Source organism: uncultured Endozoicomonas sp. (assembly GCF_947495845.1).
Classification (GTDB): Bacteria; Pseudomonadota; Gammaproteobacteria; order Pseudomonadales; family Endozoicomonadaceae; genus Endozoicomonas.
In genome coordinates, this window is sequence record NZ_CANMAO010000014.1 from 56,557 (window position 1) to 72,411 (window position 15,855).

Sequence of the window (15,855 nt, forward strand, 5' to 3'; positions counted from 1 at the left end):
ATTGCTTACCCCTGTGAGCAATACACAACAGGCTCAGTGTACTGACAATCAACAGTGGTCGCTTGATGCCTCCATTATGCCGGATAACCAATACTGGTTTTGGTAACTCCCATCGGATACTCATTCCTCGGCAACTGACTGGTCAGAATGGCTATTCATTGAGTTACCAGAAGCGCAACATACCGAAGAAAGTGCTCAATCTGGCACTTTATAAAGAGGCTACGATGAGAGCTGATATCGTCATTCTGGCGGCCGGTCAAGGCAGCCGCATGAAGTCTAATCTGCCTAAAGTGCTGCATACCATTGCCGGCAAACCCATGCTGGAACATGTCATTCTGGCGGCCCAGAACACCCAGAGCATGGTTGGTGAAGGTAAAATTCATGTGGTGGTTGGCCACGGTGCGGATCAGGTAAAGGCAGCGCTGGGTCATTACGACCTGAACTGGGTGCATCAGGATCAACAGTTGGGTACAGGTCATGCGGTTCAGCAGGCGCTACCCGGTTGTGAAGGTGCTGATGTGGTGTTGGTGCTTTATGGTGATGTGCCTTTAATCGAGCCTGCCTCCCTGATTTCTCTGCTTAACACCAGCAATATAGGCAGCCTTGGTTTACTAACTATTAATCTGGCTAATCCGTCAGGCTATGGTCGTATTATTCGCGATGAGTCCAACCATATTCAGGCCATTGTTGAAGAAAAAGATGCAACGCCTGAGCAGCAGGCAGTCAGTGAAATTAACACCGGCATTATGGCTATTCCTGGCAACAAGGTTAGCAATTGGATAAGCAGCCTGAAGAATAACAATGCTCAGGGTGAGTTTTACCTGACCGATGTTGTGGCAATGGCTGTTGAGCAGAACGTTTCTGTTATTAATACTCAACCCCAGAGTCGGATTGAAGTTGAAGGCGTCAATAGTCGTATTCAGCAAATGGAATTAGAACGCGCTCTTCAGGAAAAACTGGCGACAGATCTAATGATTAATGGTGTCACTGTCGTAGATTCAAAGCGTCTGGACATTCGTGGTGAAGTAACAGCCGGTCATGATATTACTCTGGATATCAACGTTGTGCTGGAAGGCAATGTTGTACTGGGTGATAACGTCATTATCGAACCGGGCTGCATCATCCGAAACTCAGTGGTAGGTGCTGGCGCCATTATCAAAGCAAACTCCATTCTGGAAGATGCGGTGGTTGCTGCACAGTGTGAAGTGGGGCCATTTGCTCGCCTTCGCCCGGGTGCAGAGCTGCAGGAAAAGGCCCGTGTGGGTAACTTTGTTGAAATCAAAAAATCCATTATTGGTAAAGGCAGCAAGGTAAACCACCTGAGCTATGTTGGTGATGCTGAATTAGGCGACAACGTGAATGTAGGTGCTGGCACCATCACCTGTAACTACGACGGTGTCAATAAATTCAAAACAGTGATCGGTGATGGCGCCTTTATTGGCAGTAACAGTGCCTTGGTCGCGCCGGTCACCATCGGCCGCGGTGCCACCAGTGGCGCAGGTTCTACCATCACCCGTGATATTCCGGATGAGCAGCTTGGCGTTGCTCGTGGGCGCCAGCGCAATCTCGATGGCTGGCAGCGTCCGGTTAAAAAGCATTAATTGATTATTGAATTAGTAAAAGGTTAACACTATGTGTGGGATTATCGGTGCCGTAGCGCAAAGGGATGTGGCTGAAATATTATTAGAAGGCCTTCGTCGTCTTGAATATCGAGGTTATGACTCTGCCGGCCTTGCGGTGGTTGATAACAGTGATGAGCTGCATCGTGTACGCCGTATTGGCAAGGTTGCAGAATTGACAGATGCCGTTTCCCAGAGCCCTGTTCATGGCGGCACTGGCATTGCTCATACCCGCTGGGCGACTCACGGTGAGCCCAGTGAACGCAATGCACACCCACACGTTTCCGGTGATCGTTTCGTTGTGGTGCACAATGGCATCATCGAAAATCACGAAACCCTGAGAGTTTTATTGCAGAATGAAGGCTTTGAGTTCACTTCGGGTACGGATACAGAAGTCATTGTTCACTTAGTAAACCACGAACAACAGAAAGGCGGCACATTGCTGGAAGCCGTTCAGCGCACAGTGACACAACTGGAAGGCGCCTATGGCATGGTGGTGATGGATCGAACGGATTCAGACCGACTGATTGTTGCCCGCTCTGGCAGCCCGCTGGTGATTGGCCTGGGTCTGGGTGAAAACTTCATCGCCTCTGATCAACTGGCACTGTTCCCGGTCACCCGTCGTTTTATGTATCTGGAAGAAGGTGATGTTGCAGAAGTGACTCGTACCGATGTTACGGTTCTTGATAGCAACGGTCATCCGGTAGAGCGTGAGGCCAGAGACAGTGATATTGAGCACGATGCTGGTGATAAAGGTCAATATCGCCACTACATGCTCAAAGAGATTCATGAGCAGCCAGAGGCGCTCACAAATACGCTGGAAGGTCGTCTGGGTGAACATCAGGTGAATCTGAGTGTTCTGGGTAAAGAAGGGCGGGAACTGCTGAATCGTACCCGTGCCGTTCAAATTGTTGCCTGTGGCACCAGCTATAACTCAGCAATGGTTGCACGGTACTGGTTTGAAGAGTTGGCAGGCATCCCTTGTCGTGTAGAAATTGCCTCTGAATTCCGTTATCGGAAATTCTTTGTGCCGGAAGACTGCTTGTTTATCACGCTGTCTCAATCCGGTGAAACCGCCGATACCCTGGCGGCGCTTAAACTGGCCAAAGAGCTGGGCTACATGGCTACCCTGGCGATTTGTAACGTACCCGGTTCATCTATGGTGCGTGAATCTGACATGGCGTTGATGACCCATGCCGGCGCAGAGATTGGTGTGGCTTCCACCAAAGCATTTACCACTCAGTTGGCAAATCTGCTGCTACTGGTGACCGCCGTAGGTCGCCATACGGGCATGACGGCAGAACAAGAGGCATCTGTCGTATCAGCACTAAAGGCACTGCCACAGATTCTGAAAAGCACGCTATCCATGAGTGATGATATTGAGAAGATGGCGGAAGCGTTTGCAGACAAACATCACAGTCTGTTCCTTGGCCGTGGCTCTCAGTACCCCATTGCCATGGAAGGTGCGCTAAAGCTCAAGGAAATATCCTACATTCACGCAGAAGCCTATGCCGCCGGTGAACTGAAGCATGGCCCGTTGGCGCTGATCGACAATGACATGCCTGTCATCGTGGTTGCCCCCAACAATGATCTGCTGGAAAAACTGAAATCCAATATGGAAGAAGTTCGTGCAAGAGGTGGTCAGCTGTTTGTGTTTGCCGATCGCAATGCCAGCCTGAAAAATGGCGAAGGTGTTCAGGTTCTACCAGTAGAAGCATCACCAGAAATTATTGCGCCGATTGTTTATACAGTTCCTCTACAACTGTTGTCGTATTATGTGGCAGTGATTAAAGGGACAGATGTGGATCAGCCGCGAAATCTGGCGAAATCGGTGACTGTCGAATAATTTCGAAGGCTGCGAGCTGATAATGGAAAGGTATTCATAGAGTATAAGCGATGGATTGTATTGGCCATCAGTGATCATTGGAGGATACATTGATGAACGCATAACTTGCATTAGACGCCACGGACTGGGGTTAAAAAAGAGAGTTCATTATGGATAATTTAGCTTACCTGGGTTACATAGCAGCCTTCTGCACAACCTATTCTTTTGTACCTCAGGTATTGTATATTCTGAAAACAAAAGACACTCGATCCATTTCTTTGGGGATGTATTCCATTTTTGTTACCGGTGTTTTCTTTTGGCTGATCTACGGCATTACGCTGGATGAAACCCCGATTATCATTGCTAATCTGATTACTTTGATTCTGTCGAGTATAATTCTGATTTTGAAGGTCAGAGATGTTATGCGGGCAAGGCAATAATGTGTAATTAGAGAATGACCAGCTCCTTCTTAGAGCTGGTTAAAACTAACATTTAGCCAAATGACAAAGCCGCTTGAAATGCCTTTCGCTCAGAAATTTTCTGTATATACGCCTGAATTGCAGGGTAGTTTTCCAACATGCCAAGGTTTTTGGCAAAGAGTAGAGTATTCACCATCATGATATCCGCCGCAGTGAAATCTTCGCCAGCAAGGTAAGAGGAAGATTGCAGGGTGCTGTTGATGTATCCAAAGTCCAGTTCAAACTCTTTCTGTGCATAACCAAAGACAGGTGCAGACTGATCCTCCATCTCCCCAAGAAAGAGTTTCAATAGCACCGGCAGCATGGCCGAACCTTCTACAAAGTGCATCCACTGTTGGTAGACATAATATTCTGGTGAACCTTTCGCTGGACGAAGTTGATCGGGTGCATACTGATCCAGCAAGTATTCAAGTATTGCGGCAGATTCCACCAGTACTAATCCGTTGTCTTCTACAATCGGTGCCTTACCCAGAGGATGAACTTCTCTCATGGAATGTGGCGCCAGTCGAGTTTGTGGGTCTCGCTGATAATCTATTCGCTGATATTCAACACCGATCTCTTCCAGAAGCCACAGCACGCGGGTTGATCGAGATTGTTCCAGATGGTGAACTTTAATCATAAGAGTACCTTCGATAGGTGAATGTGGATGTTCTGTTTATGGAAACAATGAGCTTATGAAATGGTGAGTCATGGTAGCACGACGCCGTAGTATGGTTTGGCCAGAAACGCATAATAGCCAGGTATGGGTAAGGTAGTGTCGGGATATATCGCTTGTTATATTCGATACAGCCTGTTCCGATCACAGGTAGCCTGGTCACCTTAAAGAAACAAGGAGCACAGACATGGTGCATCGACGGAAAAATAAGATAAGATGTGCCCACATAACAATAACAATAACAACCACCGCACGGCGATCCGCTGGCAGGAGTATCCAGTGTCACCCTCCCTTCCTATTTCCTGGCGCATGAAACGACTTTATGTGCGTTTTATGTTGGCCTTCCTTGGTCATGGCTTAGCCAAGGCTTCAAGGTCGGACAAAATTATCAGTAAAGAAACAGCATCACTAAGAGATGGCTTCACTTTCTCTATGGGAGTTATGCCAAATGGCCCTGAGCTGCATATGCGGAAAGATAATCGTGGTTTAGTAAAGGTTGCTAAACCAGCAGGGAAGCCAGATCTTGATATTCAGTTCAAACACCTTGGCCATGCCTTTGGCACATTATCTTTTCAGGAAGGTACTGCAGAGGCATTTGCTCGTGAGCGTATGGTCGTTGATGGCGACATACCAGCGTCTATGAAACTGGTACGTTGTTTTGAACGAATAGAAATTCTGACGCTGCCGAAACTGATTGCCTGTCGAATTATGCGTCATTATCCATCAATAAAAATAACTGAAAAGCTTGTCGGCGCAGCTCAGATTTATCTGGGTGTCATGGCTGGATTTGTTACGGGGAATAAAAAATGAGCCGCAGTTTCTATGAATTCATGAATCCGGTGAAAATCGTTTCGGGCACAGAAGCACTTGAACATATACCCTTTGAACTGGCTAGCCTTGGTGTTAAAAGGCCGTTGATCATTACTGATGCTGGTGTCGTAAAAGTTGGGCTGGTAGAGCCTGTGACGCGGGCATTGATGGTCAGTGATTTTCCGGTTGCAGGTGTCTACAGTGATGTGCCACCAGACTCTTCTACGACCGTAGTGACCAGTATTGCCAGAACGTACCGGGAAAGTGGCGCTGATGGCATTATTGCGATTGGTGGGGGTTCGGTAATCGATACTTCCAAGGCCGTTAATATTCTGGTGTCAGAAGGTGGCGATGACTTGTTGGCCTACAGCGGCGCAGGGGCATTGACCAAACGACTGAAGCCTTTATTTATTCTGCCTACTACCGCTGGAACCGGCTCGGAAGTTACCCGAGTCGCTGTTATCAGAGATGATGAGACCGGTCGAAAAACACCTTATGCATCGGCATTTTTGATGCCAGATGTTGCGGTTCTTGACCCAAGAATGACTCTGACATTGCCCCCACACATTACAGCTGCAACCGCTATGGATGCATTAACTCATAGCGTTGAGTCATTCCTTGGCACTGCCAAAAATCCTATCAGTGATGCCTATGCGGTTTCAGCCATTAAAATGATTAGAGGAAACCTGCCATTGGTGTTGGCTGAACCAAACAACAGTAATGCAAGGCTAAAACTGGCAGAAGCGGCCTGTATGGCGGGTGTTGCATTTTCAAATTCAATGGTTGGTCTTGTTCACGCAATTGGGCATTCCATTGGTGCAATTACACATCTGCCTCATGGTGTGTGCATGAGCATCATGTTGCCCTATGTGCTGGAGTACAATCTGGCAGAGTGCAATGATGAAATTGCCGAACTACTGTTGCCACTGGCAGGTGCTGAGGTTTATAGCCAAACTGCAGCTGGCCAGCGTGCATCCAAAGCCATTGAAGTCATCAGGGCATTACGGGATGAGCTTTTTGATAAGACTGGCTTGCCTCGTACGCTTTCAGAGTCTGGAAAGGTTGAGCAAACCCAGCTGGAAGACATTGCCCGTATGAGTATTGATGACGGCGCGCTTCTTTATAATCGGGTAGATGCCAGTTATGAACAGGTGCTGGAGTTGTTGAAATCTGCCTGGTAAACCATTACAAAATCACAGGGCTTAACATTAAGCCCTGACTCTCATTACATTATCTCAACCAACATACTGAAATCTTCCCTTAAACTTTTGCGGGATTAGCTGGCCTGTGCTTTCTTTAGACCATCCAGATTCCCGGTGGGAGTATTCGCTTGAAGCAATGGTTGAATCGAATAGGCAAAGCGCTTGAGCCACTTATGCTGGTTATGGGGCTTGTTAGCCCTGTTGCCACTATCCCGCAAATCGTCAAATTGTACTTTACCCACAGTGAACATGCCGGCGGTTTATCTATCACGACTTGGGGTATGTATACAATGATTGCCCTACTCTGGACGATTTACGGACTGTATCATCAAAACCCTACCATCTGGGTTGGTAACGGGTTTGGGTTTCTTGCCTATTTAGTGGTTGTCGTGGGTATTTTTATCCGGGTGGGGTGGACGTTTTAAAGTTTTCTTCTCCAGTCATTTTAATAGATTGCGTATGTCTTCTTCGAGGCGGGTATCAAGCATAATTGCTTCCTGCTCAAGCCAGATTTCTTGCTCGACCAGGCTATTTAATAAGGGATGATTTCGGTAATGCTTGCTGTATGGGCAAATGTCAGTTCGCCACAAAGTCTTGCCGGCTTTTATTTTCTGAGCAAAGTGAGTCTGGTAGTCACTCCACCACTCAGGAATCAAGAGCTTGATCGGTTTATCAAGGGAACGAGCCAGCTGTGCTGCAATATCCAGCCCTTTTTGATCCAGATCGCCAAAATGGCACCACTGAAAATTTTGCAACGCAGATAAAAACCGTAAAGTAAGTTTGTAATTGTTACCCGGAACAAAAATGGCCATCACTGGCTTGGGCAAAGGTAGATGTTGCCAGGCTCCAGCATTCTCCACAGTGATTATCTGGACGGGTTCATCGCACTGAATAGACGTCAGTTGGCTTAGTGCTTTTTCATTAAGAATAATCGCATCCGCAAAATCCATTTCTTCCAGGCAATCGATCACTCTCGAGGAAAAGTGTAACTGGCATGAGGTTCTGGTGCGTAACTGGATTATTTCACTATCCAGTGTTTCCAGATGAGTGTCGATTGAGGTTGTCTTTTTGGAATGCTCACCCCAAACGGCATTTTTTACCCGACTGTGCAGTGTTACTGGCAGCGGTGAGACCAGATGTTTTTTGAGGAATTCTTCTCTGGTTTCGTCGGGCTCAAAAGCAGTCTGCCATTGTTCGCCGTAGTGCGAATGCATATACGACAACAGGCTATTACGATCAGCTTTTGATCTCAGAGCAAACTGGTTATTACTCTGCCGCTGAGTGCGTTGTTCTACCCACTCGGCTTCGATCAGAAAGCCCAGAAAAGACGGCTTTTGCCGCCCTTTCTGACAGTAACAATCATCAAGTAATGCCAATGCAATTGTAATGGCGTCTTCTGGTGGAAATTTCACGACTCACTGGCCTGCGGTAAACGCCCTTTCACACCAGAGAAAATCACATGTTCATAGGGTTCCATCAGGCGAACCATGCGATAAGTCACGCCATTTTTGGGTAGCACATTGTCTGGAGCTCCAACCATTAGCTGCAGGGACTGGTGCAGACAAAGCTCCTCCAGCGTTGCCAGAGCTTTGGCATCGAGGCGAGCGGCCTCATCCAGGAATAATAAACGACTTGCGGCGTGTCCTTTGCCATCCCGGTTATCTGTAGCGACTTCCCAGGAGTGCAGCACCATGGTGAGAATCGCCAGACCTGTACCAATGGCCTCACCAGTAGAGAGATTGGTGGGGTTAGCCGGTTCATAATGCTGGCTGCCAGCACGTTGAATCAGAATGTTCAGACGAATGTATTCTCTGTAATCCAGCAGTTTGTCACCAACAATTGTGCCGCCGGTTTCTTTTTTGAACAGATATTCAAGGGCTGCTTCAACCGTCATATCCGGTTTGCGGAACAGGTCTGCGTAAAACTCCTGCTGCAGAGCGTCGAGAATTTTCTGGAAACTGTCGATGACTTCCAACTCAATTTTGATGGCGCGGATCGTACCAAAATGCACACTGGACAAGGCGGCGTTAAGTTGGTGAATTTGCTTTCGCTCTTTGTTGATCTTGCGCTGAATGTTCTGACCAAGGCTGTCGGATTCGGCGAGGAAACGCTGCTCAGCATCTTTCAATAAGGTTTCCAGGCGTGTCAGTCGTTCTTCCAATAACTCCAGATTTTTCCTTGGGTCATCGGACTGGTAGAGCGTTTTGTCTATGCGCTGAGCCAGATGATTCTGGGCATCAATAAAGCATTGGAAAAGTCCGGGCAAATGCGTACTGCTGGTCTTCTCAAGCTGTTCCAACAGGCCGCTGTTCTCGCTTTCCAGCACTTTGATCAAGGCTGCTCGGGCATCGGCCAGCCCACCCCGCAGGAAATCATCTTCTTGATTCAGCAGGTGATGGGTATTCAGTCGCTGCTGTTGTCCGGACTGCTCCGCCAGTTTCAGGATTTCTTGATAATTGCTGGTAGCCAGTTGTGCTTTGGGTTCCAGATTATGGATGTCAGCAATGGTATCGCTCAGGCGCTCTTCAAGCTTCTCGCGTTCAGACTTTGTGGTAATCTGCGTTTCTTTGTGCTGATTGAGTTCCTGATATAGCGCGTTCTTGTCCGACTTGATACGGGCAAGCTGAGCTTCGCACTCTTCTTTAAGGCCTGGCGTATAAGTCAGCGGGATATCAGCGATCTGTCGGTTAAACTCCGATTGCTGATGCTGATTCTGCTCAATACGGGTATTGATGGTATTGATGTTGAGATCAAGGGCGTTGCACTGTTTTCTCAACTGCTCCACATCCTGACTTTGTCGTTTCTGCGATTGTTTTTTCGCCTCGAACTCTTCCTGCAACTGATTCTGCAGGTTCTCTTTTTCTTCCTGTCGAGTCACTGAACCAGCAAAGCGCAGGTTAGGAGACTGCTCGATGGCGGTATTCAGCAGGTCTTTCTGTCGGTTGTACTGGCTTATTTGTTTTTTCAAGGCGTCCAGCTCGGCACGCAGAGCATCCAGGTTTTCCACCGGCGGTTGATCAATGTAGAGCCGATGGTCGTTTAATTGATGAATGGTTTGCTCATGGCTGCTTAGCCAGGCTTTTGCATCATTGGCCAGTTGTAACTGTTCAGCGATGGCTTCCAGAGATTCCCGCTTCGGGTCATCGTTCAGCAACCAGGCATTGGATTGCCATTGCTCAAGACAGCGAACCACATCGTTCACTACCTTATACTGCTGCTGCGAGCTAGTGAGTGACAGTGCCAGAGATTCTGCCTGCTCTGCCAAAGCATCCAGCTGGGCTGTACACTCTTCCACAGGCGGTTCTTGAGTACCAAGCCATTGGCTTTTGGCAGAGAGCTGATCAAGACGTTGCTGAAGCTTTTCAAGCTGTCTTTTATTGATCGCCTGCTCCTGAAGCGTATCGAGCAGTTGCTCTTCCTGTTCACGAAGACGGGCCTGCTCTTTTTCACGGGCCAGTCGGCCAATGGTCGGGAACTCGGGTTCTCGGCTTAACCGCGCCATATTACTGGTCATTTCTACCAGTACATTGCCGTCTTCTTTCTGGCCAATGGGGGCGTTAAGATAGTCTTCATCTGCAAAGGATTGCCCCGGCTCACCACTGAGCAGCCAGACGTGATCTGGCCGGTCATTTTCTTCCCGGATAATGTTGGCCGCTTTGGCGATGTCCCGAACCTGAATAGCATGACGCAGCGGGCCAAATTTTGCTTCCAGCCAGGCTGCTTCTTCCAGAGAGATATCGTCGTTATCAAAGTAATCGCTGATGACCACACCGCCGGTCATTTCAGCCAGCTTCTGCAGTTGTTGCAGCTCTCTGGAGGCTTTGATTTCAAGCTGTGCCATGCGTACCCGCAAGGTTTCCAGTTCCTTTGCCAATTGCACGCTGGCTTCCAGATTCTCCTGTTGTTCCTGACTGATTTGCTGACGTAACGCAACGAAGTCATTATGATTGTTCAGCGCAGTATCAGAACGGTTGGCAAGAATCTCCTGGCTGAGTTTGCGGGCATCAAACCAGTGAATATGATCTTTGCGAGCCTGATCCAGTGTGGATTGAACCTGATCCTGTTGTCTGACAGTTTGCTGCGCCTGATCTTTTAGTCGCTCAATGTTCTCGAAGGTTTGCTGCTGCTCATGGTTAGCATGGTGTAGCTGTTCATTCCAGCTGGCTTCATCTTTTACAACCTGTTGCCAGTTGTCCGGCAGTGCGGCCAGTGCTTGCTGAACCTTCTTTAGCTGCATTTTTTCTTGCTGGCGTTGCTGCTGCTGCTTGACCAGGGTAGTTATTTGCAGGGCTAATGTCGTTTGTTGCTGGTGGTGCTGACGCCAGAAATCGGTACGTGCCGCCGCCTGACTCATTGTTACATCGTTATCACCAAGAGAAGCCAGTAAGGATAGTGTTGCATCGAAGTGGCTGCGGATTTTTTCAGCCTGCTCCAGCAGTGGCAGTTGACGATAATACTGTTCGGAAGTGGTGCCAAGGTTGTTCAGCAGCTCACCCATCAGCGGACCGAGTTTATCCGCAGTCACTTCTACCTGATCGAAGCTTTCCTGAACATCGGTAAGCGCTCGAATAGCTGCCAGATAAAGACCGGCTTTGCGGGCTTCTTCTGAGTAAGCTTTCTCGGCACTGGTTAACTGATCCACCAACTGGGAAATATCATCATTCAGGCGTTCAAGCTCAGCAGCTTGTTCCTCGTACTGACAATCCAGCAGTACCTTTTTCCCGGTTTCTTCTTCTCGCTGTTGCAGGTGGTTGCTTTGTTCGTTAGAGAGTCTGCCCAGGTCCGTATGCAGTCGTTCAAGATCTTTCGACTGATCGACACGTTCGTCAGCATCGTCTTGCTGGCTGGACAGCTCTTCTTTCTGGCTTTCCAGTGTCAGCAGACGGGCATCAATAGCTAACAATTGTTGTCTATAAGTCTCCAGCTGTTGTTGCGCCAGCCTTTCCTGCTGTTGTTTCTCTTTCAGTTCGGCCTGTAACGTCTGCTGTTGCTTATCGGACCAGGCCAGCACATGTTCACCCAGAGCGTAGCTGGATTCGAGAATATCGCGGATCACCTTGCGATCATTGCGGGTTTTTGCGATCTGGTGGCGGGTGCGCTGGGTTTCCTGCAGCGCGTTTTGCATGGAGCTAATGGACTCGCGCACTTTATTATCTGCCGGTAATAGATAATCCCGCAGACCTTTCTGTAGCTCGGCAGATAACCCACCATAAAGACTGGTTTCGAGCATTCGGTAGTAACGCTGGCGATCCTGACTGTTCTCCATACGGCGGGGAATGATCCGCTGTTCAAACTGCCAGCTCATGTATTGGGCTGTAGTATCGAAACGGTGGAGCTCTCCATTTAACATAGTGACCTGATTTTTCAGGGCTTTGCCATCAAGAGGCTCATAACGATTTTGTTCGCCGGGCAGCGGTTTCATTACTACGTCCCGCACTGCAATATCGGCGTCTATGCCGGTGATGGCATAAAGTTTTAATTCGACTTTGGGTTGCGTCAGGCGACGTAGTCGCACTACGGTAATTGCCCGACTACCGTCGTGCAGTTCGTAATCCACCAGACTGTAGCAGGTACCGGCACCGATACGGCCCCAGATACCGTTGTCACTGCTGTCTTTGCCGCTGTCGGAATTGTTGCGTAAACGAATCAGGCGATTATCAGGCACACGGTTAATGAGCAGTGCACCCATAATGGTGGTTTTTCCGGCACCGTTATGACCAATGAGGTTACTCATTAATGGGTGCATATCCAGGGTTTTGAAGAAGATGCCCCGGAAGTTGACCATGGTCAGGCTGCGAATCTGGGTTCTTTTCTGGCTCATGCTTCCTGATCCTCCTCTACCGCAGGCGCTATTACCACAGTCTCTTTTACCAATGTTTCTCCAACTGAGGCTGCTAACGGGTCAACTTCTTCAGAAGTCGAACTTTCCTCATCCACATCAAAACTGATATAGCCATCCCGGACCAGCTGTTCCATTACTTCTCTGGTGGCTTCTGCGGAAGAAGTGGTAGAGCGCACCGGATCGATAAATCGCATTAACGGTGCCTGAGTTTGCAGCCGATTTGCCTGATTGCCTTCAAGCCTGATCATGCCAAGCCTTGCCAACTGTCGTATAGAACTGCGCAGAGTATCCATAGCTTTATCACGGTCTGCCTGGGTTTCAATTTTTTTGCGTGCCAGTAATTGGCAAAGGTGATCGTTTTCCAAAAGCAAGCGAAGTCGTTCATACACCGCATCGGCTGATATCCAGCCACTGCCTTCCAGTTGCTCTGGGTCCAGATGAAACATCGCCAGAACCTGGCCAACGACCATGGTTAGCTCATCGAGTTTTCGGGAGCGTATCAGGCTTTTCCCCCCGGTACCCGGGCGCAGGTAATAGTAGGATTCTGGCGCGTGAATCAGGTCGCAGCCAAATCGGAGGTAATATTCCACCAGTAACGGGAGGCCATCGTGAATCACATTGAATAACCGATGTTGGCGGGCATCGATGTGTTCACCCCGACGCAGCCGGGCATCCAGTTCCGGAAAGCATTCATCATTGATCAGATCGGCGATCTGCTGGTAAGGGTTATCCATCGACAAGGTGTTTTTCTCGTGTGGGCTGTGGTGAGTTAGGGTTAAGGCGCAGGCGTTCCACCGAAAAGTCGGGCACAATTTCCTGCCACTGATGATCAGCAATGTGCTGCTGATGTTGCTGGTGGCCCATTTCCGTCAGCGCACTGAATAGCCAGCCCGCGACCATGTGCAGTTTTTCCATTGGCCATTGGCTGGCGAGTACTTCCAGTGCCTGCTCATAGGCTGGTAGCTCACCGGTTTGTTCCTGTTGTTTAACCAGCCAGGCTTTTACCTGCTGTTTTAGGGCATCAAAATCTTCAATGGAGCTTGGGTCGCCTTCTTCATGAATTACCTGCGCCAAGTTCTCTTTTGGCTGCGGCGGTTCAATATCCCGCAGGCGCATCAAGGGCTCTTCGTGGGTGTAGCGAAGATACCAGCGTTGTTCTCTGTAGTTCCGAATGCCTTCACGCACTCGCTCCATCAGTGCTTTTCGTTCATCCATGGTGACAAATTGGCGAAGGTATTGGTGTACCCGATGATGGAATCCTTCCCAGTGATTCATCCGCTCACCGCTCCAGTGCTCTATGCGGTCGAGATGCTGTTCCAGACGGATGATGCTGTTGATGGCATTCATCCGTTGAGCCTTTTCGCAATAACGGGCAATGGTCTCAAGAAGCGATCGCAGTTGGTGGCAGGAGGCTAATAGCAATCGCTGCAAGTCCTGCAGATGGGACTGTGTACTGGTGAGCAACTGCTCACACTGGCTGATAGAGTTTTGCCAATCCTGCTTCAGCAGTTCAACCACTTCCCGACGGGTTTGAATGGCTTCCTGATCCAGCTGTCGCTGGCGATGGTCGATGGAGGTGACCAGCTGATTAACAGTAATATCCAGCGGGGCTTCAATTTGTAGCTTCCAGAAAGGCTCATTACCACCCTGTTCAGCAGAGTCACGAATCTCCTGGAGATGGCTGGCTACTGTCATGAACAGTGTGCTCAAGGCTTCTTTAGACGCCTCCATACCAACACAAATGGAATCCACGATTTGTTCGGAGAGTGGCGTGATCAGGTAGGCGTGATTTCTCTGTTCGCCACCTTCCAGGCAAATGAGCAAGTGCTGCTGCAACAGACGACGAATCACATCATTACAGCGCTTTGAGGCATCGTTACAATTGTCATCCAGTCGTGCTTTCTCAACGCTCTGAAAGACGACGTGGAGTTCTTCTTCGCTAAACTCTGGCCGTGATTCTGTGGCTCTCCAGTAACGCAAAGCTGTGAGATACGCGAGATCAGCCGGCTGCAGTTTCAAACTGATGCCCTGGGTCAGAATGGTGCTGACTAATGACGGGATGCTCTTCGATGCTGGCAAGCTTGCTCCAATAGTTATCAGGGCATTAAACAGGGATGGCGTTGGAGGATGTCTGCATCATTAAACAGACTCTGCATATAAGTGCCAAATTCATTATGAAAAAAACCATGGTTAGCGTAAAGCAAAACACAGGTCATTTGTATGACAATGAATACCTAACGAAAGTTCTACTTTTTTTGTGCATATTTTGTGGTGGGAGACAGGGAGAAGCAAACAAGCTTGTGGAATGCATACTCTATGCTGAAATTGAGACTATAGTATCGCAAAAAGGTCTTAGTCATATTTATGACCAAGGCCTTTCCTATTTCGACAAATGTTGAGTTACAAGCTGGACTTCAACATCCACAACTCTTTTTCGATGAAACCAATCTGCTCATCAGAATACGCACGGGTAATGTCATCGGTGTGCTCATCAGCCGAGATTGCCTTGAAGTGCATCTGCATTTCCTGAAAATCGCTGATGATGGACTTCAGGATATACTCAACACTGAATTCCGTTTTCACTTCTTCTTCAATCGTGGCAGTACCCAGAATGGTTTTCAGAGTGACCAGTGGCATGCCGTCTAATTGCAGAATACGTTCTGCAACATCGTCGTACATAGTGGCGAACAGGGTGTAATACTCTTCCGTTTTGGCGTGCAGTTGGAAGAAGGCTGGGCCTTTTACGTTCCAGTGATAGTTATGCAGTTTGGTGAACAGGACGTTGGCATTAGCCATCACGACGTTCAGTCTTTCAATAGTGCTGGACATGGTAATCCTTAAGGAAATGTTGCGTTCTTTACTTATCTATTTTCGGAGAGTGCGTGGCTAGGTGTCATTGATAAAGGTCAATGTTTACTCTGAATCCAACGGGAATATTGCAACCTGCCCATAATCCATTTATGTTTTCACGATTGTCGAAACATTTGCCGGTAGTGGTAACCCTATGGATCTTGAAGATTACGCCAAAGCCTTGAAAGAACTCGGGCACCCTTCCCGGCTGCGGATCTATAAGCGGTTGGTGAAAGCCGGGCATGATGGTTTGCCGGTGGGAGATTTACAGCAGGAGTTTGGGATACCGGGTTCTACTCTTTCTCATCATATCTCTGGATTAGTGTCTGTAGGGCTGGTGAAACAGCGTCGTGAAGGGCGAATTTTGCACTGTATCCCGCAATTTCATGTATTTGATGATGTGTTGGCCTTCTTGTGCGACGAGTGTTGTGTAGATGAAAAAAATGGATAGCACAGGTGATGCTGTACTCACTCCGACAGAAATTGAGCAAGGTTATGTTCTATCCTGCTGCTCCCGGCCAAAATCCGATTTACGGATTGCCATCTGAGCACAACTACTTAGAAGGAAAAAGA

At 48.5% G+C, this 15,855-nt stretch carries 13 protein-coding genes; 7 read left to right on the forward strand and 6 right to left on the reverse strand.

Annotation, left to right across the window (positions count from 1 at the left end; genetic code table 11):
* Nucleotides 1–224 precede the first annotated feature (224 nt).
* From glmU to Q1B11_RS11005, 3 genes are all read left to right on the forward strand, one after another.
* On the forward strand, nucleotides 225–1,601 hold the full coding sequence (gene glmU, locus Q1B11_RS10995) for a bifunctional UDP-N-acetylglucosamine diphosphorylase/glucosamine-1-phosphate N-acetyltransferase GlmU (protein WP_299732369.1): 1,377 nt from the start codon (nucleotides 225–227) through the stop codon (nucleotides 1,599–1,601).
* A gap of 31 nt (nucleotides 1,602–1,632) precedes the next feature.
* On the forward strand, nucleotides 1,633–3,465 hold the full coding sequence (gene glmS / locus Q1B11_RS11000; RefSeq protein ID WP_299732180.1) for a glutamine--fructose-6-phosphate transaminase (isomerizing): 1,833 nt from the start codon (nucleotides 1,633–1,635) through the stop codon (nucleotides 3,463–3,465).
* Nucleotides 3,466–3,614: 149 nt separating this feature from the next.
* Entirely contained in the window at nucleotides 3,615–3,884 is a 270-nt protein-coding gene (locus tag Q1B11_RS11005; protein WP_299732183.1) for a SemiSWEET transporter, read from the forward strand.
* Between the two features lie 52 nt (nucleotides 3,885–3,936).
* Here the strand turns inward: Q1B11_RS11005 and Q1B11_RS11010 are convergent, their stop codons facing one another.
* The gene (locus Q1B11_RS11010; protein WP_299732186.1) at nucleotides 3,937–4,542 is read right to left on the reverse strand and encodes a glutathione S-transferase family protein; all 606 of its coding nucleotides are present in this window, start codon (nucleotides 4,540–4,542) and stop codon (nucleotides 3,937–3,939) included.
* Between the two features lie 315 nt (nucleotides 4,543–4,857).
* On the opposite strand from Q1B11_RS11010, the gene Q1B11_RS11015 reads away from it, so the two are divergent.
* The 3 genes from Q1B11_RS11015 to Q1B11_RS11025 all read left to right on the forward strand — a co-directional run bounded on the left by Q1B11_RS11015 (nucleotide 4,858) and on the right by Q1B11_RS11025 (nucleotide 7,015).
* The gene (locus tag Q1B11_RS11015; RefSeq protein ID WP_299732189.1) at nucleotides 4,858–5,388 is read left to right on the forward strand and encodes a hypothetical protein; all 531 of its coding nucleotides are present in this window, start codon (nucleotides 4,858–4,860) and stop codon (nucleotides 5,386–5,388) included.
* Nucleotides 5,385–6,569 (forward strand): iron-containing alcohol dehydrogenase, encoded by a 1,185-nt coding sequence (locus Q1B11_RS11020; RefSeq protein WP_299732192.1) that lies wholly within the window; start codon nucleotides 5,385–5,387, stop codon nucleotides 6,567–6,569. Before Q1B11_RS11015 ends, Q1B11_RS11020 begins: the two co-directional genes overlap by 4 nt.
* Nucleotides 6,570–6,718: 149 nt before the next feature.
* Nucleotides 6,719–7,015, forward strand: a complete 297-nt coding sequence (locus Q1B11_RS11025) for a SemiSWEET transporter (protein WP_299732196.1) — start codon at nucleotides 6,719–6,721, stop codon at nucleotides 7,013–7,015.
* Between the two features lie 15 nt (nucleotides 7,016–7,030).
* Here Q1B11_RS11025 and Q1B11_RS11030 read toward each other — a convergent pair whose 3' ends face one another.
* From Q1B11_RS11030 to Q1B11_RS11050, 5 genes are all read right to left on the reverse strand, one after another.
* Nucleotides 7,031–8,002 carry a Wadjet anti-phage system protein JetD domain-containing protein gene (locus Q1B11_RS11030; RefSeq protein ID WP_299732199.1) on the reverse strand — a complete coding sequence of 324 codons (972 nt, stop codon included), beginning with the start codon at nucleotides 8,000–8,002 and terminating at the stop codon, nucleotides 7,031–7,033.
* A complete protein-coding gene (mukB, locus tag Q1B11_RS11035) occupies nucleotides 7,999–12,411 on the reverse strand; it encodes a chromosome partition protein MukB (RefSeq protein WP_299732202.1) in 4,413 nt (1,470 codons plus the stop codon). The genes Q1B11_RS11030 and mukB overlap by 4 nt, the downstream gene beginning before the upstream one ends.
* Nucleotides 12,408–13,166 carry a chromosome partition protein MukE gene (locus Q1B11_RS11040; RefSeq protein WP_299732205.1) on the reverse strand — a complete coding sequence of 253 codons (759 nt, stop codon included), beginning with the start codon at nucleotides 13,164–13,166 and terminating at the stop codon, nucleotides 12,408–12,410. Before Q1B11_RS11040 ends, mukB begins: the two co-directional genes overlap by 4 nt.
* Entirely contained in the window at nucleotides 13,159–14,511 is a 1,353-nt protein-coding gene (locus Q1B11_RS11045) for a hypothetical protein (RefSeq protein WP_299732208.1), read from the reverse strand. Before Q1B11_RS11045 ends, Q1B11_RS11040 begins: the two co-directional genes overlap by 8 nt.
* A gap of 321 nt (nucleotides 14,512–14,832) precedes the next feature.
* Complete coding sequence (locus Q1B11_RS11050; RefSeq protein WP_299732211.1) at nucleotides 14,833–15,261, reverse strand: DNA starvation/stationary phase protection protein; 429 nt, start codon at nucleotides 15,259–15,261, stop codon at nucleotides 14,833–14,835.
* A gap of 175 nt (nucleotides 15,262–15,436) precedes the next feature.
* Between Q1B11_RS11050 and Q1B11_RS11055 the strand changes: the two genes are divergently transcribed.
* Nucleotides 15,437–15,733 (forward strand): helix-turn-helix domain-containing protein, encoded by a 297-nt coding sequence (locus Q1B11_RS11055; RefSeq protein ID WP_299732214.1) that lies wholly within the window; start codon nucleotides 15,437–15,439, stop codon nucleotides 15,731–15,733.
* Nucleotides 15,734–15,855 lie beyond the last annotated feature (122 nt).

Excerpts from the sequence above, each read along its gene's own strand:
- glmS (WP_299732180.1), top strand. The coding sequence starts at position 1,633 with ATGTGTGGGATTATCGGTGCCGTAGCGCAAAGGGATGTGGCTGAAATA.
- Q1B11_RS11020 (WP_299732192.1), top strand. The coding sequence starts at position 5,385 with ATGAGCCGCAGTTTCTATGAATTCATGAATCCGGTGAAAATCGTTTCG.
- mukB (WP_299732202.1), bottom strand. The coding sequence starts at position 12,411 with ATGAGCCAGAAAAGAACCCAGATTCGCAGCCTGACCATGGTCAACTTC.
- Q1B11_RS11005 (WP_299732183.1), top strand. The coding sequence starts at position 3,615 with ATGGATAATTTAGCTTACCTGGGTTACATAGCAGCCTTCTGCACAACC.
- glmU (WP_299732369.1), top strand. The coding sequence starts at position 225 with ATGAGAGCTGATATCGTCATTCTGGCGGCCGGTCAAGGCAGCCGCATG.
- Q1B11_RS11010 (WP_299732186.1), bottom strand. The coding sequence starts at position 4,542 with ATGATTAAAGTTCACCATCTGGAACAATCTCGATCAACCCGCGTGCTG.
- Q1B11_RS11050 (WP_299732211.1), bottom strand. The coding sequence starts at position 15,261 with ATGTCCAGCACTATTGAAAGACTGAACGTCGTGATGGCTAATGCCAAC.
- Q1B11_RS11040 (WP_299732205.1), bottom strand. The coding sequence starts at position 13,166 with ATGGATAACCCTTACCAGCAGATCGCCGATCTGATCAATGATGAATGC.
- Q1B11_RS11055 (WP_299732214.1), top strand. The coding sequence starts at position 15,437 with ATGGATCTTGAAGATTACGCCAAAGCCTTGAAAGAACTCGGGCACCCT.